Consider the following 25,060-nt stretch of genomic DNA (forward strand, 5'->3'; position numbering starts at 1 on the left):
GTGGAAAATGTTTTGCGGTTGGAATAAGTAGAAGGACCTTCAGCACACCAGTCCATAAACGGTTTGAGGTCTTTGATTTCCATACCGGTCTTCTTGAGACATTCAATCACACGAAGTGCTTCTATTTCGGATTCTGAAAACTTGCGAATGCCGGAAGAACGCTCCATATGTGGGAACAGTCCTTCTTTGTCGTAGTATCTAAGTGTTGAAACAGGTAAACCAAACATCTTTGAAATTATGCAGACTTGGTAATGGAGATGATCTGTGTTATGATGTAACGATAAAGGAATTATAAAGAATGGTTTGTAATATTCATAAATGTTAATATGCGTTACATGTTAATCTCCATATCGGAAGTGCTTGAAACACCTGTAAGCACTTTGCTTGGAGAAACTGTTATCGAGTCTAAAGTTGATGACTTAACAGCGATTTCCGAAAAACTTGAGATTATCAACTTACAGCTTGCACAAAGGAAGACCACAAGACGAAAAATACAAAAATGATTTTATTGAGATGAACAAAAGGTGGATATCAGAAATGTTTGTGATTGGGAAATCATGAAATTTGCAGCAAAAGGAATGTATACAGGTACAGGAGCAGGTAATGCCTGCCTTAAGGCTTGTATTGAGTATGCAAAAGGACAGGGAATTAATAGAATTATTATAGTATCAAATAGGAAATGTGTGCAGGCATTACATTTGTATCGAAAAAATGGTTTTGTAGAAATGCCTGTTGATAAAGAAAAATTTCCATTTGAAAGAGCTGATATTGCGTTTGAAATGAATGTTTGATGCATACATTCAATCTGGTTTGATAAGATAAAGAAATACGGCGCTTTTTGCAGATAGCACGAATTCAGAAGTATAGTAATTATTACATCTCTATAATGGAATTCTGTAAAGGAGAGATGTAATTATGGATATTGATCAAATCAAAGAAAATAAACTTAAGACTATCCTTCGGTTTTCAATCCCAAGTATCATAGCAATGCTTTTGGAAACGGTAATCACAATAACTGACGGTTATTTCACTGGCAATTATGTAGGTGAAGATGCGCTGGCAGCTATTAATCTGGGATTACCGATTCTTTACTTTTACCTGGGCGTAGGGTTATGCATCGGTGTTGGTGGAACGGTAATCTGTGGAAGACTGCTTGGAGCAAAGGATGAACGCAAGGCCTCCGAAGTGTTTTCACAGACGATTGTAACGGCTGCGGTGATATGTATATTAGTATCACTGGTAATATCGGGATTGTTCACTCCTATCCTAAAGGTATTGAGAGCAGACGGGAACCTGTCTGCATACTTTACCGGGTACTATAGGATCATGCTTTTCAATTACCCCCTGATGGTGATTGGAACCATATTTGGAATGTTTATCCGCGTGGATGGAAAGCCTCAGGTGTGCATGCTTGTAAGTATCATAAGTTGTATTCTAAATGCAATCCTTGATGACATTCTGGTAGGCAGACTAGCGATGGGAGTACAGGGAAGTGCTATAGCATCACTTATTGTGCAGGTGATTGCAGTCATTGTTCAGTTTATATATTTCATTAGACTGTCAGTAGGCATACGTTTTAGACATTACAGATTTGACAGAGCAGTGAATAAAGAAACCATTTTTAATGGTTCCTCTGAATTTATCGGGGAGATGGCAAGTGCAATATCTATGTTTGCATTTAACTATGTGTTGATGAAATATGTTGGAGCAGAGGGGGTTGCTGCGTTCACGATTCTTGGGTTTACAGTATACGGATACAGCATGATTGCTATTGGTTTCGGACAGGGGCTGACGACTCTTGTAAGTGTTTGCTGGGGCGCGAAGGAACAGAAAACAGCAATGCAGCTGCGCATTCTGACGAATAAGATATTATTTGGAATAGGCGCTTTGTTTGCAGTATGCTTTTTCGTATTAGGGAGAAGTTACGCAGGTATGTTTGGATGCAGCAGCAGTGTAGCAGATATGGTATCCGCAGGATTTCGATTTTACGCTGTTACATTTCTGATTATGGGATATGATGTGATAAATTCGATGTATTTTACCAGCTGCGGTGATGCGTTAAGTTCTGCTCTGATATCGTCTCTAAGAGGAATGATTCTTCTTCTTGCATTTACATTCATCTTCCCGGCTATATGGGGAATGACAGGAGTATGGATGGCGGCTCCGGCGACAGAAGCTTTGACAGCGATCGTTTCGGCATGGCTGATCACGAAACAAAAGAAGATGATGGAAAGCAGGTGATCTGCAGTGGGTGAGAAAGACAGCACTACGATTCGAAGTGCAGTGATCAACAAAGCGATTAGTTATATATTTGAAAATATAGATGAAGAAATTACGGTGGATGATGTGGCCAGACATTGTTCTTATTCAAAATATCATCTTATGCGAATGTTTAAAGAGGATACCGATGAAGCATTGTATCAGTTTATCAAACGTGTCCGGCTTGAAAGAAGTGCCTGGAGACTTAAAGTAGAAAAGGATAAAAGCATTACAGAAATTGGTGTAGATTATGGATATTCGTCTTCTAATTTTGCAACGGCATTTAAGAAACATCTGAATGTAACTCCGGCTGATTTCAGGAAGCTCAGTGAACAAATGGTGGAACGGAGTTCTTTTGCACATGGGATATCACTTGACGAATTAGAAGAGTCGGAAAAACTGATTACGGTCGAGTATCTTAACAGCTTTATGGTTGTGTATGAGCGTAAGAAAGGCAATTATCATAATCTGCCGGAAGAATGGTGTAAGTTTATTAAAAAGTATGAACATTTGTCTTCGGAAGATACGCTTTATATTGAATGTACCATTGATGATCCGTCAATTACGGATGAAGACAGATGCATGTATGAACTTTGCCAGACAATTTCACCGGACCACCCGGTGCTGAAAGAGGATACCAGTATCTTGACTCATACCTTTGATGGCGGTAAATATGCAGTTTATCATTTTAAGGGATTCCCACAATTTCTCTTTATGGTATATCAAGAGATGTTCTGCAGGTGGCTTTCAAAGACCGGAAATCAGCTTGATGAAAGACCGATACTTGATATATATCGAAACGTAGGTGATGATGGATATATGGAAATCGACATTTGTTTTCCACTAAAATGAGAGGCATTTGCTGAAGTAAATGATAGAATAATAAATACATTTAAACCTTAATTGTTATTTTATCTTTGCAAAAGAACTCGACAGCTTCTAGTTAAAAATACGCAGTTCGCATGACTACCTTGATAGAAGTGGGATTGTACGGGGAATGTCAGGTTCGCCTGTGATTCAAAATGGGCGACTGGTGGGTGCTGTGACGCACGTGCTGGTGAATGACCCGACGAGAGGATATGGTATCTTTATAGAGAATATGCTGGAGCATTGACAAAGTAGATTGGATATTGTAGAATAGAACCACCGAAAAGGTGGTTTTATTTTGCGAAAAATGAGGTTTTATCATGGAAAAAAGAGAAGAATTACAAGAACAGGCAGATAAGTTAAAGAGAATCAGAGCCGGTTTAGGCTTGAGCAGAAAAGCATTTTCAGAGTATATAGGTATCCCACTTCGCAATTTGGAAGAATGGGAAGCAGGCAGAAGGAAAATGCCTGAGTATTTGCTTAGGATGTTGATATATTATGTAAAAATGAATCAATATCTGGAGAAAAATGGGCTGAAAGAAGAAATGGAAAGGAAGGTATTTAATGAACAGGAATGAAATCATAATTTTTGAAACAGAAGATCATCAGATAAAGTTAGAGGTTAATGTAGAAAGTGAAACGGTGTGGCTGAGCGCTAATCAAATGGCGTTACTATTTGAGCGAGATGAAAAAACAATTCGAAAACATATAAATAATGTTTTTTCGGAATCAGAAGTGGATAAAATTAACAACACGCAAAAAATGCGTGTTGAAGGTGTAAAGCAATTAGTTCCATTTTATACATTAGATGTCATCATCTCCGTTGGTTATCGTGTGAAATCAAAACGTGGTGTGGAATTTCGCCGTTGGGCCAATTCCGTATTAAAACAGTACATATTGGAAGGTTATGCGGTGAATGATAGTCGTATCAAACAACTGGGAGAAGTGATACGGATTATGAAAAGAACGGAGAATGAACTGGACAGCAAACAGGTACTTTCTGTAATCGAAAAGTACAGCAATGCACTCGATTTGCTGGATTCCTACGATCACCAGAACATGACTCGTCCAAAAGGAAATGAAGCAACATATGTTCTTCAATATGAAGAATGTATGGACGTGATTCAGAGTATGCGATTTGGGGATGAATCAGATCTGTTCGGCAAAGAGAAGGATGATTCCTTCAAAGGCAGTATCGGAAATATTTATCAGTCTTTCGGAGGAGTGGATATTTACGAATCTCTGGAAGAAAAAGCAGCCAATCTTTTATACTTTGTAACGAAGAATCATAGCTTTTTTGATGGAAACAAAAGAATCGCAGCAACCATGTTTTTGTATTTTCTGGATAAGAATAATGCGTTGTTTGTAGACGGGAAAAAGAAAATGGAGGATTCAACATTGGTTGCCCTTACGATCATGATTGCTGAATCAAGTCCTGAAGAAAAAGAAATGTCGGGAAGTCCGATCATCCAGGATGGAAAGCTGGTGGGGGCGGTTACCCATGTGCTGGTCAATGACCCGACACGGGGATATGGGATATTTATCGAAAATATGCTGGATGCAGCGGGGTAAATGCGATGCCGGAGGCGGAGCCACCGGCATATTTACAGCTTATCTTTTTGAAGCCGCTCCATATTCTCGCTCCATGGCATCAATGGAAACCACCCATTGCTTGCCAAATTTACAAACATCTATACCATTGACCAGTTTTCCGTAGGAAATCGCTTTTCTCAGGGTGCTTTCGTTCAGCCCCCACAGCTCTGTCGCATCGCTGAATGCCATCAACCCGTCAAAAGGTGTTTTGACAACGGTACCGTTTTCCCACAGCTCGTCACAGGACAAATCCAGTTCATCGTCCCAAAGGATCCCATAGCCGCCTGTATCCACACTTGCGCAGGCGAACAAAGCCGGATCCTGTTGAAGCCGCCTGAAAACCGGAAGTTTCTCAAACAGCGGTTTCATATCATACACCTTGGTGACGCCTTCGCTGAACTGGACATTCAGTTTGAAGTCGGAAATGGGAAAAACATTTTTGACCTTGTGGAACATACATACACCTCCTTATTCCAACGGAGGGAGCTTCCGAAACTCTTGCGTCTTGTAAAGAATCTTTGTGAATAGACAGCCATTCCCGCACCATCGTTAACGCTTTCGGGGGAAGATGCCCCTCTAGCACATCCCCTGTCATAAAGTCGATTGCAGCAACGTCATCATTATAAATTGCGTGGATGTGCGGCGGGTTGTGTTCACTTTGCAAAAAGTACATTCTGATAACGATTCCATAAAATCTTGACAACACCGGCATAGTATCTCAGCCTCCCTCTTCTGTGAATACGGTATCACGATATCGTGATATTGTGATATTGTCAAGAGGATATGGTTCCTTGTATATATATATGCTGGAGCATTGAGTCTTGGCTTTACGAGTAATGAATCGGAGAGCAGAAAAGTAAGGGATTTCAAGGATAATCACAGTTAAAATTGAACTGAAGTTAATGGATAGTTCACAGAAATATGGTTGACATTGCTGTGAGACTAGAGTAATATTAAAGTACAAAAAGAAAAGATTGACACAGCATAATACCTTTGGTATACTGTTAAAATCTGTATATGTTTTAATAATACGGCATATAATGTAAATAAACAAGGCAACTTGTTTTGAGAGAGGTCCTGCTATAGTGGACGATTCAAAATGAGAGAGGTCCTGCTTCAGTGGACGATTCAAAATGAGAGAGGTCCTGCTATAGTGGACAAGAAAGCTGTTTGTTTTATGACAAACAGCTTTTTTTAAAGGAGAAAGATGGAGAAAGAAAGGCCCGTTCTTTACTATGTGGATAAGGAATACCTAAAATATCTGCATAAAGAGGATTACAGAGTAAGTGTTAAATTTAATAATAGACCGTTTGCTGGAATTGTTACATCAGTAGGTGATAAGAAGTATATGATTCCGCTAACATCACAGACAACAGAGGAGCGCAAGAAAGAAGGAAAGAATAAGAGAAGTGCTCTTATTACTACATTTGTTACAGAAACTTCAGGGAAAGAAATAGCAAATCTTCTTTATAATAATATGATTCCTGTTAACGAAGAAATTATAACCGCATTAGAAATTGATCCAAAAGTTGATACATATGAATCTAATGAGATACGATATTTAAGAAAAAAATTGGGAGAGTATAGAGGAAAAAGCGACAAATGTTTTCAATCAGAGATATGATACAAAATCTCACAATTTTGTTTTTTTGAAAAAGACATGCTGTGATTTCAAGAAATTAGAAACAGCATTAGAGCAGTATGGAAATCATAATAAAGAAGAAAGTTAAAAACTTTGCGTATAAATGTGAAATGAGTATAGATTACCAGCAAATAAGTTCTGTTTTCTAAATGAGTTATATCAAATTATTATTATGCGACTTGCAAAGGCTCTATGCAAAGTGTGAAGTATCCGGTTTGTTTGAATAAATCAAGATGATAACCTGTCCTTTGTTGTTTTGCAATCATTATAGTACCACCAACTCATTTAACAATCATAAGTGTTGTCCCTAATGACAATCACTCGTGAGCGGGAGCCCGATTATCCAGGACGGCAAGCTGGTGGGCGCGGTGACCCATGTGCTGGTGAATGACCCAACGAAGGGGTATGGAATTTTTATTGAGAACATGCTGGACGTGGTGGGATAGTATTGTGTTAGAGGTGAAATGGCTGATAGCGAAAGGAGTCACACGATTATCATCTGGATGCCTTCGAGGAATTTCATTTCCACCATGAATGTCTATGCCTACTCCACAAGAAAAGACAAGAGGGAATCCGCAAGACTTCTTGATAATATACTAAAGTGTTATTTGTCTCTTGAAAAACGGACGCACATCTGTTAAAATTGGCTTGCAAGCCAAGATGTATGGCAGGGGGTGATCGAGTGGCAGTACGAAGTGACGGGCTACAGACGAAAAAGCGGATCCTGCAGGCATGTGTCAGGCTGTTTCTGGAAAACGGATACCATCAGACGACCATGCTGCAGATTCTCAGGGAAGCGAAAGTCTCCTCCAGCAGTTTTCAGAATCTTTTTCACAGCAAGGACGGCGTTCTGATGGAGCTGGTGGGATTCATGTATGAAAATCAGTTCGGCATGGCCAGAAGTGTTGCGGGCGAGGCGCTCCCGCCGGTGTATGTCTACGCGGCAGAAACCGCGCTCCAGATCACGCTGACGGAGCTCAATGAAAATCTGCGGGAGATCTATCTGGAAGCCTATACGCAGGAACGCGTACTGGACTACATCCAGCGGGCCACGGCAAAGGAGCTGTACCGTATCTTTGGTCCTTATCAGCCGGAACTTACGGAGCAGGATTTCTACGAGCTGGAATTTGGCTCGGCAGGACTGATGCGCGGCTATATGGCAAATCCCTGCACAGAAGATTTCACGCTGGAGCGGAAACTGAACAAATTCGTGACGCTGGCGCTTCGTGGCTATAAGGTGCCGGAGGAAGAACTGCAGAAGGTGCTTATGTTCCTCGCGGGGCTGGATATGCGCAGCATTGCCCAGTCGGTCATGGAAGAATTGTTCCGCCGGCTTGCGATGCACTATGAATTTTCCCTGGACGGACTTCTTCCACAGGGATAGAAGCAAACAAAGATGATTTGCAAGGGAGTACTCCCTTGCATAGGGGCGTTTCCCCTATGCAATCTCCCTCTGAACAAATTCCTTTTCTACGGAGTACAGAAAAGCTAAGAAAGGAAATAATATATATGAAAAAACGTTTTTTTAGTATTCTGCTGAGTCTTTGTATGGTGCTGATGCTCTTCCCGGTGACGGTCTTTGCGGAAGGAGAAGAGGGCAACGCCACTGAACTGCAGAATTTGCTGGACGAAGCTGAAATCGGCGGTACGGTGACACTGGATAGGAACTATACCATCGACACGACGTTGAATGTGAATAAAACTGTCACCCTTGACCTCAACGGCCATGTGATCAAGATGACCGGCAGCGGTTCGGTGATAAATGTGGGAAGCAACGGCAATCTGACTTTGCGGGATAGCAGCGTCGCCAAATCCGGCGTGATCACCGGCGGCAATGCGTCCTCGAAAGGCGGCGGCGTGTATATCAGCAACGGCAGCTTTACCATGAACGGCGGCACCATTGAGAAATGCTACGCAAAGTATGGCGGTGGCGTGTGTATCGACAGTGGCAGCTTTACCATGAACGGCGGCGCTATTAAAGGCTGTAGAGCATCTGATCAAGGCGGCGGCGTGTATACCATCAGAAACATTACCATGAGCGGCGGCACCATTGAGAACTGCAGCGCATCTAGTGGCGGCGGCGTGTATACCAGCGAACAAAGCTTTACCATGAACGACGGCACCATTGAGAACTGCAGCGCATCTAGTGGTGGCGGTGTGTTTGTCAACCATTCAGGGAACTTTACCATGAGCGGCGGCGCCATTGAGAACTGCAGCGCATCCAGTAAAAGCGGCGGCGGTGGCGGTGTGAATGTCGACAATAAAGGTAACTTTACCATGAACGGCGGCGCCATTGAGAATTGCAGCGCAGAGTATGGAGGCGGCGTGCGTGTCGTTGTTTCTGGAAGTAGTTTTACCTCGAATGGCGGTATTGTTAAGGATACGGTTTTTATAGGTGACGTAACCAGTCTTAAAACCACAAGCTCCGGCAGCTACACAACGTTCTATAGCGAGGTTAAGTACATGGGCACCATCAGCGGCGGCGTTTACTACGGCGGCATAAATAATAGAGGGGGCCAGGTTATCGGCACATATCACACCGTTAGCTTTAATTCAAACGGCGGCAGCTCCGTCCCGACCCAGTGGTTCGTCAATACCAGCACTGCAAAAGCGTTACAGCCTGTTACTAATCCAACTAAGGAAGGCTATACTTTTGCAGGCTGGTACACGGACGAAACACTCACATATCAATATAATTTTGAAGAGGCTGTTACCAGAGACATCACTCTCTATGCGAGATTTGAGCCACGCGCCTACACCATCACCTATAATGGCGGTGAAGGCAGCACGGGCAGCATCGCGGAGGGCACCAAGATCCACGGCGTGCCTTTCACCCTGAGCAGTGATACCTTTACCCGCGAAGGTTATGTCCAGACCGGATGGATGGACGAGGAGGGCGAACGCTACAATCTTGGCGGCACTTATACTACTAATGAGAATGTGACCATGTACCCTGTCTGGGACGAGATTATCGAAATTCCATTTACTACCACAGTAAAGCAGGGCGGCAATGTTGCACCTGGAAAAACAGTTTTCAATCTGCAACTTGTAGACTATCAGGGAAATGATCTGTCATCTGAAGACGTGAAGGTCACTGCGTCCATTACCACAAACGGAGCAGGAAGCTACGAAGGCACCATGACGATTACCGGTCCTTCAGAGGATCTTCCGGATATGTTAAGTGACGGAGTATTTGTACAGCAGGTGAACGCAGGCGAAGAAGGTTGGAGCTATGACGACAAGGTGTGGGGACTTCGTTATTATAATAAAGAAATTGCTCTTGCATATGACGATGAAATCTTACCTCCTTCTTCTGTGCTCATTTTCCCGGCAACCCTTGTGACGTCGGACAATGGCAGTTACTACGAAATCCCTGATGATGCATATGCGGTGCCTCAGATGAGCTTTACCAACACCTATACAAAATCCATAGCCAAGACAACGGATAGTAATTCGAAGAACGGTACAACAACAAACGTGCAGACAGGTGACAACAGCAACTTTGCTTTATGGTTCGTCCTGTTTGCCGTATCTGCTGCAGGTGTGATCGCTACAGGTGTATACAGCAGACGCAGAAGAAGCTCATAAGCTAAATAAACGGAACAGATTATAGAAACAGATAGAAACACCCTACAGGACTTATAATCCTGCAGGGTGTTTCTATGTCGTGGATTCGGTGCCTGGGCTTGTGCTGGTCTGCGGATTTTCTTTGCCTTGTTCTGCACCTGTATCATCATCTTTTGCATTGTCCACAATACTGCGGTAAACATTTTGATTTCAAGGATTTGATGCAATTTTCTGGCGGACTAGGTGGAATTTCAACATTTCATTACAGGTCAACCACTTTGGCGGTTGTTTTATTGTATATAGGATTTCTTACGAGACCAGTAGAAAAATCAGTAATAAATTTGGGAATTGAGAGATTGGTTTTCCCGGTAGCGTGTGCGTGTATCGAATTAGCAACGGTTATTGCTATAAAACACAGGAATTTTCCAATAAAGTATCCTGGTAATAATCATGTCAATTTACCAACCATCAAAACAATGGTTGGTTTTCTTATGCTCAGAATTGCTTTGGTTATGTAATACTATACAAATATTTTGAAGATGGCAGCAGAATGTAAATGCCAGGCAATTACGCCTGGCAAATTTTATTTGTGGGCTTTGTTATAAAGTTTTTGAATGTCCTTTGGGAGATTATCGGGGAGCATGGTATTAATCTTATCTTCGTTGCCATCAGCTATGGCGGTGTCATAATACCAACATTTGAATTCCAGCATAGCAAGAGTTTTTTCAAGTTGTTTTATTTCGTCTTTGACGGCAGCTTTTCGATGTTCAAATAATTCTTTTCGTTTTTGATAGCTGGAGGAGCCTTCTGTAACCCATTCAAAGAATTGTTTTATATCCTTTATCTCAAGACCTGATTGTTTTAAGCACTCGATTACTCGGATTGCTTCAAGTTCATTATCACTGAAGTGCCTAATATTGCCTTTGCGTTTAAGATTAGGGAAAAATCCTTCTTTATCGTAATATCTCAAGGTAGAAATAGGGAGATGAAACATCTCAGATACCTGACCAATTGTGTACATAAAAACCTTCTTTCAAAATTTGAAAATAATACTTGACCTAAAGTTAAGTTTAGGTCTTATGATTATATCATAAAGCAAAAAGGCTTTCATTTCAATAGAATTTTTAATACGGAGGTATTTGATATTATGAAGACAGAAGAGCTTAAGATGGTTACAGCGTGGGATAAGACTTTTCCTAAGAGCGAAAAGGTGGATCATAAGAAGATTACATTCATGAATCGATATGGAATTACTCTTGTAGCAGATATGTATATTCCAAAGAATGCAGAGGGCAAGCTTCCGGCAATTGCAGTAAGTGGTCCATTCGGTGCGGTAAAGGAGCAGTGTGCTGGATTGTACGCACAGACAATGGCAGAGAGAGGATTTTATGGCTGCCGTTGACTTCCTTTCCGTACAGGATAACGTAGATGCCGATAAGATTGGTATTATTGGTATTTGTGGCTGGGGAGGTATGGCAATTAATGCAGCTACACTTGATACACGAATCAAGGCAACGGTTGCGTCCACTATGTATGATATGACAAGAGTGAATGCCAACGGATATTTTGATTCAGAGGACAGTGAAGAAGCCCGATTTGCAAAGAAACAGGCTATGAATGCTCTTAGAACTGAGGAATATAAAAAGGGTGAGTATTCACGAGCAGGTGGATGTATGCCACTCCCGGTCCCTGATGACGCACCATTTTTTGTAAAGGATTACAGCGAGTATTATAAGGGGAGATGTTATCATGAAAGAAGCCTTAATTCCAATGAAGGATGGAATAGCATCGGCTGTCAGTCGTTTATGAACCAGCCGATTCTGAAATATAGTAATGAAATCAGAAGTGCTGTTCTTATCATACATGGAGAGAAAGCACACAGCTATTATTTCGGAAAAGATGCATATGAGGCTATGGTTAAGAACAGTAAGTATGCTGCAAATAAGGAGCTTTTTACTATTCCTGATGCAGTCCATACAGATCTCTATGACAACCTGGATGTAATTCCTTTCGATAAGATGCAGAAATTTTTTGAAGAGAACGGAGTGTGTTAATATTCTACCAAGAGTGAAGCATTGGCATGGTGTTACACCAGATTCGTGGTTTTCTCATCTTGCGATAGAAGTACCAGGTAAGGATGACTCAAGCGAATGGTTAGAGCCAGTTACAGATGAGCAGTATGGAATATTTAAATAGCTCTTAAAACCGGAATTTTCAAGGCTTATATTGGATGGGAAAAATATTAGATTTGAAGAATTACCATGTAAAGAACAGGAACTATATTTTGAAGTTTTGTATCGTAAGTTGAAAGAAAGTATTCAGATTGAGATATTTAATCAGGATACGCAGGAGACCACCGGAATATGTTCCACGACTGATCGAGTATCAGCTAAAATATGAAGAACTGATCGGGAAAATGAAAAAGGAGGAGCAGGATGCAGAATAATAATGAAATTGTCATTTTTGAAACGGAAGATAAGCAGGTGAAATTACCTGTAGCTGTGGATAATGAAACAGTATGGCTGACTCAGGCGCAAATGGTTGAGCTTTTTCAAAGGGATGTTTCAGTCATTTTCCGTCATATCAGAAATGTGCTTAAAGAAGATGAAGTAGAAGAAAAAAGCAATTTGCATTTTTTGCAAATTCCAAATTCAGATAAACCGGTAGCATTTTACAGCCTCGATGTAATCATTTCCGTTGGTTATCGTGTAAAATCCAAACGTGGTGTGGAATTTCGCCGTTGGGCTAATTCTGTATTAAAACAGTACATATTAAAAGGGTATGCGGTGAATGATAATCGTATCAAACAATTGGGAGAAGTGATACGAATTATGAAAAGGACGGAGAATGAACTGGACAGCAAACAGGTGCTTTCTGTAATCGAAAAGTACAGCAATGCACTCGATTTGCTGGATTTCTACGATCACCAGAATATGACTCGCCCGAAGGGAAATGAAGCAACATATGTTCTTCAATATGAAAAATGTTGTCCCTAATGCCAATTACTCGTGAAAAGCCGGTACTCAATATGAACATGGAAGAGTTTTGCACAATGCAAAAGATGATGATACGGTTACAGGCTGAGGGCAAGCACAAGCCCTGGCACCGATCCCACGACAGAGAAGGATAATTTTCACGGCGAAAATCATACCGCAGGGCAGTATCCTTGCCTTGCGGTATGACATACATTATGACATAGAAACACCCTGCAGGATTCTTAGTCTTGCAGGGTGTTTGCTAACTGTTGTTATGTTTTGTCCCGTTTATTTAGTCCGGGAGCTTCTCCTGCGTCTGCTGTACACGCCTGTACTAATCACACCTGCAGCCGATACAGCGAGCAGAACAAGCCACAGCATGAGATTGCTATTGTCGCCTGTCTGTACGCTCGTCGTTGCGTTAGTGGTTGGGGTGTTTGACGTCGGTTTTGTTGTTTCCGTCGGTTCGGTTGTGGATTTTGTATAGATGTTGGTAAAGCGCATCTTATCCTGCGGATCCGTATAGTTAATCTGGTAGTACGGGCCGTTGTCCGAATCCTCGACTTTTGTGGTGTAAACCTGCACGGAATAGGCCGGCGCTGCATCATCCGTAGAGGCAAGGGCAACGATTTCCTTTTCCTCCAGACTTAGACCCCACACCGTATCGTCATAGGTCCAGCCTTCCTCGTCTGCGTCCACTTGCTGCACAAACGCGCCCTCGCTGAGCATATCCCAGAGCTGCCGAGAGGGACCGGTGAGGGTCAGGATGCCTTCATAGTCGCCTGCTCCGTTTGTGGTGACGGAGCCGGAGACGGTCACGTCCTTGTAGGTCTCTTCGCTTGCATTGGCATCCACGACGGCCAGATCAAACGTCGTCTTGCCGGGGGCTACGCTGCCGCCTAGCTTCACTGTGGTGGTGAAAGGCACGCTCAGGGTGATGCTCTTGTCCCACACGGCATACATCGTCACATCCTCGTCCGTGGAATAGACGCCGCCGAGCTCATAAAAATTGCCGTCCGAGCCCTGCCAGCCGGTCTGGATATAGCCCGCACGCTTGAAGGTCTCACTGCTCAGGGTGAGATCCTTGCCGTGGGTCTTGACATCCGCGTAAAGGCCGAACTCGGCGCCGCCGTCATACTCCACGATGTACGTCAGCACCGCGCCGCAGCCGCAGACGCCGTCCTCGTAGATGTGCTCCGGTGAGACCTCGACGTGCTTGGTTGTGGACACGGTTTTTCCGTCCTCCGTCATTCCATGTGCGCGCACATCAAAGCCGTTCGTAGCCTGATTGAACAGTTCCGCAGACAGCACGCCGTGTCCCACGCCGTCTTCATCGATTGTCAGATCCACGCCGCTGCCCATGCCGCCGAGGTCATACCCGAACTCCTTGTCCAGGGTCACGCCGCCCGCCGCCGTTACGGTGAATTCGTAGTCCTGCTTCGCGCAGACTTTATCCGGGCCGTTGATCGTAATGCTACCGGACGGGTCCTCCGCAAAGGCTGTGACCGGAAAGAGCATCAGCACCATGCAAAGGCTCAGCAGAATACTGAAAAATCTTTTCTTCATAATCTTTCCTTTCTTTTGTCTTCTCTGTACTCCTCAGAAAAGGAATTGATTCATAGGGAGATTGCATAGGGGGATTCCCTATGCAAGGGAGTACTCCCTTGCAAATCCTCTTTGTTTGCTTCTATCCCTGTGGAAGAAGTCCGTCCAGGGAAAATTCATAGCGCATGGCAAGCCGGCGGAACAGATCCTCCATGACCGACTGGGCAATGCCGCGCATATCCAGCCCCGCAAGAAAGACCAGCACCTTCTGCAGATCCTCCTCCGGCACCTTGTAGCCCCGCAGCGCAAGCGTCACGAATTTGTTCAGCTTCCGCTCCAGCGTAAAATCCGCCGTGCAGGGATTGGCCATATAGCCGCGCATCAGTCCTGCTGTGCCAAAATCCAGCTCGTAAAAATCCTGCTCCGTAAGCTCCGGCTGATACGGACCGAAGATCCGGTACAGTTCCTTTGCCGTGGCGCGCTGGATGTAGTCCAGCAGGTGTTCCTGCGTGTAGGCTTCCAGATAGATTTGCCGCAGATTTTCATTCAGCTCCGTCAGCGTGATCTGGAGCGCGGTTTCTGCCGCATAGACATACACCGGCGGGAGCGCCTCGCCCGCAACATTTCTGGCGATCCCGAACTGGTTTTCAAACATGAATTTCACCAGTTCCATCAGAACGCCGTCCTTGCTGTGGAAAAGGTTCTGAAAACTGCTGGATGAAACTTTTGCTTCCCTGAGAATCTGCAGCATGGTCGTCTGATGGTATCCGTTTTCCAGAAACAGCCTGACACAAGCCTGCAAGATCCGTTTTTCCGTCTGAAGTCCGTCACTTCGTACTGCCAATCAATCACCCCCTGCCATACAAAATGGTTTGCAAACCAATTTTAGCAGATGTGCATCCGTTTTTCAAGATGGGGACAGTGGTTATTTCAAAATAATAGTAGATGAAGTCTGCTCTATCATCAGAGATACCAATATAGCCTCTCGAAATGTAGCCATAAGAAACGGTATGACAATGACGAACACGTGGACAAAACATTACAGAGGTGTCGATTTGATATATTTCTATTTTTCGTGCTTAGATAAAATGTAAATGCTAGGCAGTTACGCCTGGCAAATTTTATTTGTGGGCTTTGTTATAAAGTTTTTGAATGTCCTTTGGGAGATTATCGGGGAGCATGGCATTAATCTTATCTTCGTTGCCATCAGCTATGGCGGTGTCATAATACCAACATTTGAATTAATTCCCATTAGTTCATATATATTTTTTTGATAATCATCAATATTATTTTTATAGTCATAAATGATGTATACACAGTCTGAAAAAAATTGAAAACAGGTTAATTTTTGCCCCTTCTAACATGTGATTAGTGAAGGGGCACATTTCTTTTTATTCAAAACCAAATTCCATTTCAGCGTACCTTGACAATTTTATCGCCTGCTCGGATGGATACTTGGCATTTGAGTGTGCATTCTGCGCACCTTACCGGAGAGAACGCTGCGGAATTGGAAAACCATAGCTGGAACGGGTTTGGGGAAGGAAACAGGATTCTGGAATATGCAAAAGATATTCTGGTGGAAACACTGACCACGGGCCAGAATGGGAAAGACGTGTTAAATGATCTTCCGCTTGGCTCCTATAAAATCGTAGAAACCAAAGCTCCTGAAGGTTTTGTGCTGAATGAAATCCCACAGATTGTGACTTTTGCTTATGCGGATCAGGAAACTCCTGTGGTTAAACAGACAGCAGTTTTTGAAAATGACCGTCAAAGGAGGAGATTTCCGTGGTAAAAAGATGCGGAAACAGAAGTTACGGTAGAAGGATTGATGGATGGTTACAGGGGGTATTTATTATCTCATAAAAGAAATTAACCGATTCAACCAATAACTATTAATATGTGAATTGCCATATGGATTCAATATTACTTCTTTTCGTGTAGATGAAAAAGGCATTCTATGTGTTTCCGTATCAGGTGGTGCAGTATATCGTTTGAATAAGGATGGCGTATATGAAGAGACTATTGCGTGTTTGCCGGGACTTCAGGATGAAGAGGCGACGCAAATGGCAGTTGATGATCAAGAAAGCGTTTATATTGTAATGCCAAATGCTAAAAAAATTTATCGTTGCTATAAGTAGGAGTATGAACAAAATATGAATAGAATCAATTATCAGCTTCGACAAATATTATTTAAAATTACATATCGAAAGAAAGAATATGTTATGTATATTATTTCTTTCTATTTAGGTCTTTTATTGCCGGCATTTTGTTTGGCAAACATAAGGTCTGTAGATCAGGTAATTCATTTTACGACATTTGAAAACATGGACAGAGCTGTTCAGATTGATTGGTTTAGTGATGATTTCTTGGATATGAAAATAGAAGGTGCGAAAAATGTATCAGTGAGCGGATATTATGAGGAAGATTTCGCTGAGTGGGGACATCAGTATGTTCCAGTCAAAGGCATAGATGAGTGTTATATGTACCCATTTCCAAAAATAAAAGGACGTATGTTTAAAAATTACGAATTGAAGGAGGGTAAAAAAGTATGTCTTTTGAACCAAAAATATGCAGAAAAGTATTCTTATAAAGAGGGAGATTTGGTTTCTATTCATAACACAGATTTTGAAATTATAGGGTTTGTTAAAGATAAAATATATCCGGGAATCTTGATTCCTTATTCCGCTATGAAAGAGGTATATCAATCAGGAAACGGAATACAGTTTACCGGTATGATACTTGCTGGAAGTAGAGAAGATAAGGAAAATATTATTCAAAAAGCGACAGAGACAATTTTGGATAAAGATCCAAATGCGGAAGTCATAGAAATTACAGATGGAGAAGAATTATATGAAATGTCGCAGGCAACAAAGGTAAAATGGAGAGCCTTGCGAGGAGCAGTCGCGGTTGTTTCTATCCTGTTTTTTCTGTTAAATGAAGGGATTGTGTTAATGGAAAAGGTAAAGAAAGAACAGCAATTGTTTTATCGAAGTTTGTTTTGGTGTTTTCTTTATGACAGTGTTGGTTTGTATACAGAACAACTTACAGAAATAGTTATAAGATTATTTGGTAAGTTGTTTTTTGTTGTCAAAAAGGTTATTGCGAATGCAGAGCGCCACCTTCATTCTTAGAAGAGAAACAATTTTCAGAGTGCGTGCTTTTTGATGATTTTTTAATCAATGGTCAGAAGTCATACTGTTTAAGGCCAAAATCTCTTTTTAAAAATTGGATTATGCTATAATAAATTCAGGTGAGAAGATAAAAACTTTAATACTACAAGAAATATGCAATTGATTTACAAATAGTAAATCTTGGCGCGCTGTAAAGATAAAAGGATGGCATAGTACGATGATATATAATATAGTTGAAGTTGAGAGCATTAAATTGGGAGTTGGTAATATCGAGAGCCTTGGATTGTCGAGCAAAGAGGTCTTAAAGAAGAGTATTTCCTGGTTGCGAGAAAGATATGAGGTAACTGAGGATATTCGTTATCTGCAAAAAGCAGTTTGGCATATCTATGCGTATTTGGAGTTAGGCTATCCCTATGAAAGTGGAGAAACGGAATTCAATATAATATTGAAGTATTTGAAAATGGATATTGAAGAGGTATTTCCTAAAAAAAAATGGCGTTGTACCAAGGTACCACTAACGAAAGTGAAAATAAGCCAATTATTGGGCAGATGGAATCCGGTACTGCATTCCATGAGGGTTGGAGATGTGGTGGAAGACATTATGGACAAGGTATCAAATGGAGAAGAGGGAGAGTATATATATCACTGTGGAAAGGTCATAAAGCAGGATGCGGATCATATATTGTGGGAAAAAACGTTTAAACTTTATGTTAATGAAGAAGAAACTGTGTTTCATAATATAAATGAGAATCGATATTATGTTTTGTCTGAGGAGCGGTACTTATGATAAAGATTGCGATTGTTGAAGATGAGAAGAATATGCGTGAGATGACGTATCAATGTATAGAGTCATCGGCAGATCCTTCGGTAGAAATAGAGATTGTGCAGTATACAAAGGCAGAGGGATTCCTGGATTATCTGGAGAAGGGTTGTGGGTGTGATATCCTTTTGACAGATATAGAACTTCCGAAGATAAGTGGCGTGGAGTTGGGAAGGATTGTGCGTGAAAAATACCCGGAGATGTATCTTATATTTCTGACTTCGCATTCAGAATTCGCAGCAGAAAGTTACAGACTGAATGCATACCAATATATCATGAAGGAAGATATGGACTATAGGCTTCCGGTGGTCATGCGGGGGCTAATCCATAGAATGGTTCGGGAAAGCAAAGAGTATCGTTGGATTGGTACGAACCTGGATCGAAGAAAGATCTATTATAAGGATATCATCTGCATTCGAAAGGCGAAGGCTTCAAAATACGTCGAATATGTTATGGCGGATGATGTTTGTAGGGAGAGGATAACGATCAGTCAGCTTCTGAAAGAACTAGATAGTGACATATTTATATTGGTGGACCGGAGTTACATAGTGAATATGAATCACATTATAAGAGTAAGGGGGAATACCGTCTATCTTGAGGAAAATGAAAGGATAACGATTAGCCGGGCACAGATAATGAAAGTAAAAGATCAGATTAGCCAATACTGGAGGAATCAGGAATGAGAGAAGTGGTATTGCAAGGTGTTTTGGCTGCAACATCCATATGGGAAATATGGCTGGTGTACCAGATCGTGTATATTACGATACTGGAGAAGGAGTATCTGGGGAAGAAAGAGAAGATTATAATATGGGGAAATATTATAGTTTTGGGGAGTTTGTTAGCGGTGAACCGATCAGTGGCTTTTTTCTCGTATGTTATGCTGATTTTCAGTATTATTGTAACAAGTCTGTGTGTATGGTCGATTAAAAGAAAAGCATGGTTTTCGATTATAGGAGTTGTGTTCGCCGGTTATATATTAATTGCGGTGTTAGATTTTTTCTTTGCATTTTTGTGTATGGATTTTCTGAAAGCAGATTTTAAACATGTGGTTTTTATTTATGCGGTGTCTTGTTGGAAAAGTACTATTTATGTAGTTTCCAGAGTAATAATCTGGTATATGATTCATATGTTAAAGATGAAGAAAGCAGATATTGGCAGAGAAATACAAGAGTACAGATGGATTTTGTTGGCAATGAATTTTTTGCTTTATATGCTCATGAGAAATTATCAGATTGTGATGGTACGAATGGTAAAAGGTAAAGAACAGATACGGGGAGTTGACAGTGGGATTTCTTTACTGATAATTTCGGTAATGATCTTATTTGCAGGACTTTTCCTTCTTAAATATCAGATTTTAAAGAAGGAAAAAGAAATTTTAATCATACGGGAAAATATGATGAGTGAAAAATACCAAGAGATGTTAAAGACGCATCAAATAGTCCATGATATGAAGAACCATTTTATTATTTTGCAACGATATGAGCGGGAGCAGGAATGGGAGAAGTTGAGCAAGTATATAGAAGAGATTAGTAGAGAACTTTTATATACGGATATACGGAATTGGACTGGCGAAGGTGTGTTGGATTTTATACTAAGTCAGAAAAAAGCAGAAGCAGAGAGGAAACATATTAAGTTTTGTATATCTACAACACAACTTACAGGGTTGCCTTTTTCGGACAATGAGTGTATTTCTTTGTTCGGCAACCTGTTAGACAATGCAATAGAGGCTTGTGAAAAGATACAAAATAAGGGCAAGCGCATAGAGGTAAAAATGAAAAAGCAGAATTTTATTTTTTCTATAGAAATAATAAATAGTATTGAAGAATTACCGCTGCAAAAAAGTGGAGAACTTATTTCTACGAAAAAGAATAAGAATATACATGGATATGGAATAAAAAGCATAAAAAAAATAGTCAAAAAATATGATGGTACTTTTGGTTGTCAGGTACAAGAGGATGGGGTTCATGTAAATCTTTCTTTTTTTGATGACGAAAAAGTTTCATAATTTTAAAGAAAGCGAGGGAAAGTATATGGAAGAAAAATTTCTGTTTGAGTGTGTAGGAGATTTACCAGAAGAACTTGTGGAAATTGACAAATTACTGCCATACAAGGAGCGGCTTTATAGTGTCGATTCTAAGACTGTTGGGTGTGGTCATTTTCTGACAATATACTGTTGCTAATCTTCTGGAAGGTAAAAGTGGTAGGTTCTTATTATGATACATACTGCTTTTGCATTTTGCAAATATGATTTGTAAAAGTATGGAGGAGGATGATGTGAAAAAAAGTTATCTATCCGAAAGAGAATTTACTGAGAATCCGAAATGTAAAATTGATGAGAAAAAATATGAATTCTGGAAAAGGTTATTAGGCGAAGATATCTTAAGAATCTCTATGAAACACAACACTAATTTGAATGCTTATATGAAGGGAAAGCCATACAAGGTAAGAAAGATAACAAGTAATAATGGATTGGGTAATGGAGGATTAATAGAATATATTAATATGCCATTAAGCGGTCAGGAAAATTCTCCTTTTAAAAGGCGAATGGAAGAAAAAGTGTTTTTCACAGAGTTTTATGAGAAAATACTAAGATATGGCAAAGAAAGATTAGCAGAGTTATTACAAGGTAAGGAGAAGTTTTATACAGAAGAGATCTATCAAGACTACATGTTGCACCTGGCAGAACAATTACAGGCAATTTGCTTAAGGACATTAATTGCAGAATTACATAATTATAGATTGAAAGGATATCTGCAAGGACAGGATTCAAAAAAGGAATATGATTATTTTTGCCGGGAAGTTGTCTGTAAGCCGGAGTTTATAGAGACATTGTTTGAAAAGTATCCTGTGTTATACAGGTGTATGGAAGAACGCATAGAATGCTTGTCTGAATATTATGCCGAAGTTATTCTGCATTTTCAGACAGAACGGGATCAGATTCGGCAGATTCTGTGCGAAGGAAAGAAAACGAAGAAGATCACAAGGATCTCAGGTGGATTCTCGGATGTACATAATCGGGGGAGACAGGTTTTAAAAGTTAGACTGGATAATGGCATGGAACTATTGTACAAGCCGCATTCTATGGAGAATGAGCAGAATTATCAGAGTCTCTTAAAATGGCTGGAAGGAAAAACCGGAATCACACAAGGATATTATGGAATGCTGTCGTATCAGGATCACAGTTGGAGCGCCATTGTAGAATATAAGGCCTGTACTTCGCAGGAGTCGATCAGAAGATATTACAAGAGACTGGGAGTTCAGTTGTTCCTGGCATATTTTCTTGGGACGAAAGACCTGCACTGTGAGAATGTCATTGCATCAGGGGAATATCCGATATTGGTCGATCTGGAGACTTTCGTGAATCATCCGCATAACAGGAGCAGGACAACGGCAGGCGAAGAGATAATTTATCAGCTGTCGAGATCCGTGTTATGTACAGGCTTGCTGCCTGTTTACAGTTGGAATCGCAGTGGCAATGGAGTGGATGGAAGCGGAATCAGTGGAATTGAGGGACAGAAGTATCCGTTTAGAGTCCCAAGAGTCGTTGGTGGCAGAACATCAGAGATGCATATTGAGTATGCGTATCCGTATTCACAGAATACGCAGAACCTGGCTGCTGTTCAGGGGCAGTTTTATCATCCGGTATTATATGAAGAAGAGATCCTGGACGGATACACAAGCGCTTATTCTCAAGTGATAAGCCATAAAAAAGAATTCAAAAAGATGCTAAGGTTATTACAGGGAACCAGAAGCAGGGTCTTAGCAGCAGATACGCAGCGGTATAGCATGCTTTTATCAAGTTCCTATCATCCCAGCCTGATGATGGACGGGGCAGAGCGAGAGATCTTCTTACATTCCTTATGGAAGGGGCGTGGGGAAGATGACAGGCAGATTGTTGAGAGTGAGATCAAGAGTCTTTTGAATGGAGATATTCCGTATTTTTATTATTGTCTGGATGGAAGGAATCTGGTAACGGCGCAGGGTGAGGAGATGACCGGATATTTCGCATGTTCGGGTATGGAGATGCTGTATCAGAGACTAGATGATCTGGATGAGGCGGATCTTGAGAGTCAAGCGGAATACATCCGAATATCATTAGAACTAACGTCAGAAAACCAGGAAAAGTGTATGAATCGTGTATACCGTGCAGAGGAGAGTGATCAGGCAGTAATGACGCGAGAGGATATGGAATCAATCGCTATAAGGCTGACAGAAAAGGTACTGAAACACGCAGTATGGAATCCGGTGAAGACAGAGGTGAACTGGCGTATAGCACATTTTTCCTCAGAAGGAAGCAAGACATGGAATATCAGTCCGATGGGGATGTATCTATATGACGGATTGGCGGGAATGTTATTGCTAATGTATGCATTATCGGACAGAGCCATCCAGCCGGAGGTAGGTAGTGCAGGATGTGCGGATGAGTGTCGTCTGGCAGATAGAATCCGGCGGACGGAAGTAGACTTTTCGGGAAATGTCGGAGGGTATCATTCATATTTGGTGGAAAATGCAGAAAAAATAAGAAAAATCTATACAACGTTGAAGCATATGCTTTTTCAGTATACGGACAGGGGGATGTCATCGCTTGGCGATCTGCAGTCAGAAAATACAGGGGCATATAACGGAGAAAGTTCGATTCTCTATGTCTATCTGACCTTATACAGACAGAGCAAAGAAGCGGAGTATCTGGAATATGCCGGGAAACATGCAAGAATTGTGGAACAGTTGATAGAGAAGGATGAAAATTATGACCTGCTCTCTGGAAATGCAGGAGCAGCACAAGTATTGCTTCTTGCATATCAGGTTACCGGTAATCGGGGATACCTGGATATGGCAGAACGGGCATTCAGGGTATTGGAACAAAAGAGGGAGAAGCAAGAAGCCGGAATTGGTTGGATTACAGAAAAAGGAACACCGCCTATGGCAGGGATGGCTCATGGGAACAGCGGAGTGCTGATACCGGTAATTGCGCTATGGAGAGAGACTGGAATAGAAAAATATAAGAAACTGGCAGAGCATATCTGGGCGTACGAGGAGTCGTTATACCGTCCGCAAATTAACAATTGGGCAGATATCAGAGGAAAAGGTTCAGAACAGATTCCGATTGATACGGTTGCATGGTGTCATGGAGCAGCGGGAGTCCTGGCTTCGAGGATATATTGTTATCAGGTTGTGGAAGATTCTGAATGGGAAGAACGCCTCAAAAAAGATATATTGCGGGCATACGCAAAAGTTAGAGAGTATTGGAAAAGGGATAGCTGGTGCCTATGCCATGGGATATGTGGTAATGTGTGGATCATGGAATATCTGAATGAAACTTTGGGAGAGGAAATGGAGGTGAAATCGAAGATACGATTGGTTGGTGATTTTAAACTGTTGCCGCAAGAACGGATGAATCCTGGGATGATGAGCGGATATGGTGGGATTCTGTATTATTTTCTGAATAAAGAAATATAATGGTCTAATAAGAGTGTCTTCATGGTCAATTGCTTGACAACTTGAATGGTATATTTAATATGAGTATATAGACAATGATATCTCGCGAGTGTCTGATAAAACTAAGGGGAGGTGAATGACAAAATATACTCATTCGGATATCCTGTAATACATGCTTTCGAGTGACGGGTTTTGCCCAATAAGGATTATAATTATGTATATAGTAATTGGTTAAAGAAAAGGAGAATATACTATGAAAAAGATTAGGAAGATACTTGCTGTTGCGATTTGTTTTGCATTGCTATTCAATACTGTGGTTTTTGCTTCCGATAAAGAAGTAAAAGTTCAAGACACAAAAGACATTTATAGTAACGAATTGGAAGAAACAGTTACTGTTAATGGCGCAGAATATATTTACAAATATTCCTATACTTCCACTGGAAATCGTATGATTTCGGTTGAAAATGTTTGTACCCATGAGTTGGACATTATTGAATATGATGAAAATACATCTACAATGTCTGTTAATGGTGAAGAAACTTCCACATATGTGGCAATTTCGGATATGGAAACTATTCCAGAAACGGCAGGTCCGTATTCTAATTATACAGATTTGGGCACTACATCTAAAAAAATATCATGGGGTGCTTCGACAACCGCGGCTGCTTTAGCAGCAATAATAGCCGTTACAGTAGGTGGGGTGTCAGCAGCAGCAGTAATAGCCAAAATCGGCTCAGCAGCATTAGGTGTTATAGCAGTACAAGTTCAATATGGTGTTGTCCGCACGCATGTTTATGCTATGTATGCCGGAAGTGTAACCAATTATAAATATGTATGGTCATTTACTCCTGCGGGCGGCAGCAAATATGGCGACTATATATCTTATGTGACAGTTTAATTATAAACTTCTAGTGTTGTATGAAGATATAAGATATAATATAGAAAAAGGGAAGTATTCTGCGAAGACCCGTAATTAATTAGTATTTCCTGTAAACAGAGAGGTGAGTGATAAGGATGAAAAAAAAGGAAAAAACGTTGCGCTTAATTTCTTATTGTTTGATTGTAACAGGAGTGCTTCTTTTGTTTGCGATTCATTTCGCAGGGGTACCACATCCAGACTACAGGCCACTAATCTTAACGCTTGTAAAAGGATATGTATGGCTGGTTGTCGTATATAATTGTGTTTATCTTATAGTCAAAAAAAAGAAGTAAGGGTTAGAAAAGT

General features: G+C 41.2%; 25 protein-coding genes and 4 pseudogenes. 23 read left to right on the forward strand and 6 right to left on the reverse strand.

What is annotated here, in order from left to right:
• Positions 1-227 (reverse strand): MerR family transcriptional regulator (locus ACQRBH_RS08095; protein ID WP_427761313.1); only part of this gene is annotated, 227 nt, incomplete at its 3' end.
• A 330-nt stretch (positions 228-557) separates the two neighbouring features.
• Here ACQRBH_RS08095 and ACQRBH_RS08100 point away from each other — a divergent pair.
• From ACQRBH_RS08100 to rhuM, 6 genes and pseudogenes are all read left to right on the forward strand, one after another.
• Entirely contained in the window at positions 558-791 is a 234-nt protein-coding gene (locus ACQRBH_RS08100) for a GNAT family N-acetyltransferase (RefSeq protein ID WP_427761314.1), read from the forward strand.
• Positions 792-915: 124 nt separating this feature from the next.
• Positions 916-2,241 (forward strand): MATE family efflux transporter, encoded by a 1,326-nt coding sequence (locus tag ACQRBH_RS08105; RefSeq protein ID WP_427761315.1) that lies wholly within the window; start codon positions 916-918, stop codon positions 2,239-2,241.
• A 6-nt stretch (positions 2,242-2,247) separates the two neighbouring features.
• A complete protein-coding gene (locus ACQRBH_RS08110) occupies positions 2,248-3,111 on the forward strand; it encodes an AraC family transcriptional regulator (RefSeq protein WP_427761316.1) in 864 nt (287 codons plus the stop codon).
• Positions 3,112-3,241: 130 nt separating this feature from the next.
• Positions 3,242-3,373 (forward strand): annotated as a pseudogene (locus ACQRBH_RS08115) (SpoIVB peptidase S55 domain-containing protein); the annotation flags it as partial.
• A gap of 73 nt (positions 3,374-3,446) precedes the next feature.
• Positions 3,447-3,704: a helix-turn-helix domain-containing protein gene (locus ACQRBH_RS08120; RefSeq protein WP_235233535.1), complete on the forward strand. Its 258-nt coding sequence runs from the start codon at positions 3,447-3,449 to the stop codon at positions 3,702-3,704.
• On the forward strand, positions 3,691-4,698 hold the full coding sequence (gene rhuM, locus ACQRBH_RS08125; RefSeq protein ID WP_427761317.1) for a RhuM family protein: 1,008 nt from the start codon (positions 3,691-3,693) through the stop codon (positions 4,696-4,698). The genes ACQRBH_RS08120 and rhuM overlap by 14 nt, the downstream gene beginning before the upstream one ends.
• A 39-nt stretch (positions 4,699-4,737) precedes the next feature.
• Here the strand turns inward: rhuM and ACQRBH_RS08130 are convergent, their stop codons facing one another.
• Complete coding sequence (locus ACQRBH_RS08130; protein WP_427761318.1) at positions 4,738-5,175, reverse strand: DUF2442 domain-containing protein; 438 nt, start codon at positions 5,173-5,175, stop codon at positions 4,738-4,740.
• Complete coding sequence (locus ACQRBH_RS08135; RefSeq protein ID WP_328282614.1) at positions 5,090-5,431, reverse strand: DUF4160 domain-containing protein; 342 nt, start codon at positions 5,429-5,431, stop codon at positions 5,090-5,092. Before ACQRBH_RS08135 ends, ACQRBH_RS08130 begins: the two co-directional genes overlap by 86 nt.
• A gap of 495 nt (positions 5,432-5,926) precedes the next feature.
• Between ACQRBH_RS08135 and ACQRBH_RS08140 the strand changes: the two are divergent.
• The 4 genes and pseudogenes from ACQRBH_RS08140 to ACQRBH_RS08155 all read left to right on the forward strand — a co-directional run bounded on the left by ACQRBH_RS08140 (position 5,927) and on the right by ACQRBH_RS08155 (position 9,949).
• Positions 5,927-6,449, forward strand: a pseudogene (locus ACQRBH_RS08140) (type III toxin-antitoxin system ToxN/AbiQ family toxin).
• Between the two features lie 235 nt (positions 6,450-6,684).
• A pseudogene (locus tag ACQRBH_RS08145) lies at positions 6,685-6,807 on the forward strand (SpoIVB peptidase S55 domain-containing protein); the annotation flags it as partial.
• Positions 6,808-7,043: 236 nt separating this feature from the next.
• Complete coding sequence (locus tag ACQRBH_RS08150) at positions 7,044-7,745, forward strand: TetR/AcrR family transcriptional regulator (protein WP_427761319.1); 702 nt, start codon at positions 7,044-7,046, stop codon at positions 7,743-7,745.
• A gap of 125 nt (positions 7,746-7,870) precedes the next feature.
• A complete protein-coding gene (locus tag ACQRBH_RS08155; protein ID WP_427761320.1) occupies positions 7,871-9,949 on the forward strand; it encodes an InlB B-repeat-containing protein in 2,079 nt (692 codons plus the stop codon).
• A 562-nt stretch (positions 9,950-10,511) separates the two neighbouring features.
• On the opposite strand, the gene ACQRBH_RS08160 is transcribed toward ACQRBH_RS08155, so the two are convergent.
• On the reverse strand, positions 10,512-10,949 hold the full coding sequence (locus ACQRBH_RS08160) for a MerR family transcriptional regulator (protein ID WP_427761321.1): 438 nt from the start codon (positions 10,947-10,949) through the stop codon (positions 10,512-10,514).
• Positions 10,950-11,072: 123 nt separating this feature from the next.
• Between ACQRBH_RS08160 and ACQRBH_RS08165 the strand changes: the two are divergent.
• The 3 genes and pseudogenes from ACQRBH_RS08165 to ACQRBH_RS08175 all read left to right on the forward strand — a co-directional run bounded on the left by ACQRBH_RS08165 (position 11,073) and on the right by ACQRBH_RS08175 (position 12,924).
• Positions 11,073-11,982 (forward strand): annotated as a pseudogene (locus ACQRBH_RS08165) (alpha/beta hydrolase).
• 269 nt (positions 11,983-12,251) lie between these two features.
• Positions 12,252-12,374: a hypothetical protein gene (locus tag ACQRBH_RS08170; protein ID WP_427761322.1), complete on the forward strand. Its 123-nt coding sequence runs from the start codon at positions 12,252-12,254 to the stop codon at positions 12,372-12,374.
• A complete protein-coding gene (locus ACQRBH_RS08175; protein WP_427761323.1) occupies positions 12,364-12,924 on the forward strand; it encodes a virulence RhuM family protein in 561 nt (186 codons plus the stop codon). Before ACQRBH_RS08170 ends, ACQRBH_RS08175 begins: the two co-directional genes overlap by 11 nt.
• A 267-nt stretch (positions 12,925-13,191) precedes the next feature.
• Here ACQRBH_RS08175 and ACQRBH_RS08180 read toward each other — a convergent pair whose 3' ends face one another.
• Positions 13,192-14,469, reverse strand: a complete 1,278-nt coding sequence (locus ACQRBH_RS08180; protein ID WP_427761324.1) for a hypothetical protein — start codon at positions 14,467-14,469, stop codon at positions 13,192-13,194.
• 121 nt (positions 14,470-14,590) lie between these two features.
• On the reverse strand, positions 14,591-15,292 hold the full coding sequence (locus tag ACQRBH_RS08185) for a TetR/AcrR family transcriptional regulator (protein ID WP_427761325.1): 702 nt from the start codon (positions 15,290-15,292) through the stop codon (positions 14,591-14,593).
• Positions 15,293-15,916: 624 nt separating this feature from the next.
• On the opposite strand from ACQRBH_RS08185, the gene ACQRBH_RS08190 reads away from it, so the two are divergent.
• From ACQRBH_RS08190 to ACQRBH_RS08235, 10 genes are all read left to right on the forward strand, one after another.
• Complete coding sequence (locus ACQRBH_RS08190; RefSeq protein WP_427761376.1) at positions 15,917-16,240, forward strand: prealbumin-like fold domain-containing protein; 324 nt, start codon at positions 15,917-15,919, stop codon at positions 16,238-16,240.
• Positions 16,241-16,439: 199 nt separating this feature from the next.
• On the forward strand, positions 16,440-16,586 hold the full coding sequence (locus ACQRBH_RS08195) for a hypothetical protein (protein WP_427761326.1): 147 nt from the start codon (positions 16,440-16,442) through the stop codon (positions 16,584-16,586).
• Positions 16,587-16,601: 15 nt separating this feature from the next.
• Positions 16,602-17,579, forward strand: a complete 978-nt coding sequence (locus ACQRBH_RS08200) for an ABC transporter permease (protein WP_427761327.1) — start codon at positions 16,602-16,604, stop codon at positions 17,577-17,579.
• A 217-nt stretch (positions 17,580-17,796) separates the two neighbouring features.
• Positions 17,797-18,366 (forward strand): hypothetical protein, encoded by a 570-nt coding sequence (locus tag ACQRBH_RS08205; RefSeq protein WP_427744628.1) that lies wholly within the window; start codon positions 17,797-17,799, stop codon positions 18,364-18,366.
• Positions 18,363-19,082 (forward strand): LytR/AlgR family response regulator transcription factor, encoded by a 720-nt coding sequence (locus tag ACQRBH_RS08210; protein WP_427761328.1) that lies wholly within the window; start codon positions 18,363-18,365, stop codon positions 19,080-19,082. The genes ACQRBH_RS08205 and ACQRBH_RS08210 overlap by 4 nt, the downstream gene beginning before the upstream one ends.
• A gap of 40 nt (positions 19,083-19,122) precedes the next feature.
• Positions 19,123-19,326, forward strand: a complete 204-nt coding sequence (locus ACQRBH_RS08215; RefSeq protein WP_427761329.1) for a hypothetical protein — start codon at positions 19,123-19,125, stop codon at positions 19,324-19,326.
• A 208-nt stretch (positions 19,327-19,534) separates the two neighbouring features.
• Entirely contained in the window at positions 19,535-20,404 is an 870-nt protein-coding gene (locus ACQRBH_RS08220) for a sensor histidine kinase (RefSeq protein ID WP_427761330.1), read from the forward strand.
• Between the two features lie 25 nt (positions 20,405-20,429).
• On the forward strand, positions 20,430-20,579 hold the full coding sequence (locus ACQRBH_RS08225) for a hypothetical protein (RefSeq protein WP_427761331.1): 150 nt from the start codon (positions 20,430-20,432) through the stop codon (positions 20,577-20,579).
• A gap of 94 nt (positions 20,580-20,673) precedes the next feature.
• On the forward strand, positions 20,674-23,856 hold the full coding sequence (locus tag ACQRBH_RS08230) for a type 2 lanthipeptide synthetase LanM family protein (RefSeq protein ID WP_427761332.1): 3,183 nt from the start codon (positions 20,674-20,676) through the stop codon (positions 23,854-23,856).
• Positions 23,857-24,088: 232 nt separating this feature from the next.
• Complete coding sequence (locus tag ACQRBH_RS08235; protein ID WP_427761333.1) at positions 24,089-24,733, forward strand: hypothetical protein; 645 nt, start codon at positions 24,089-24,091, stop codon at positions 24,731-24,733.
• The last annotated feature ends 327 nt before the right edge of the window (positions 24,734-25,060 follow it).

It is taken from the genome of Bariatricus sp. SGI.161 (assembly GCF_050313695.1).
GTDB lineage: Bacteria > Bacillota > Clostridia > Lachnospirales > Lachnospiraceae > JAFBIX01.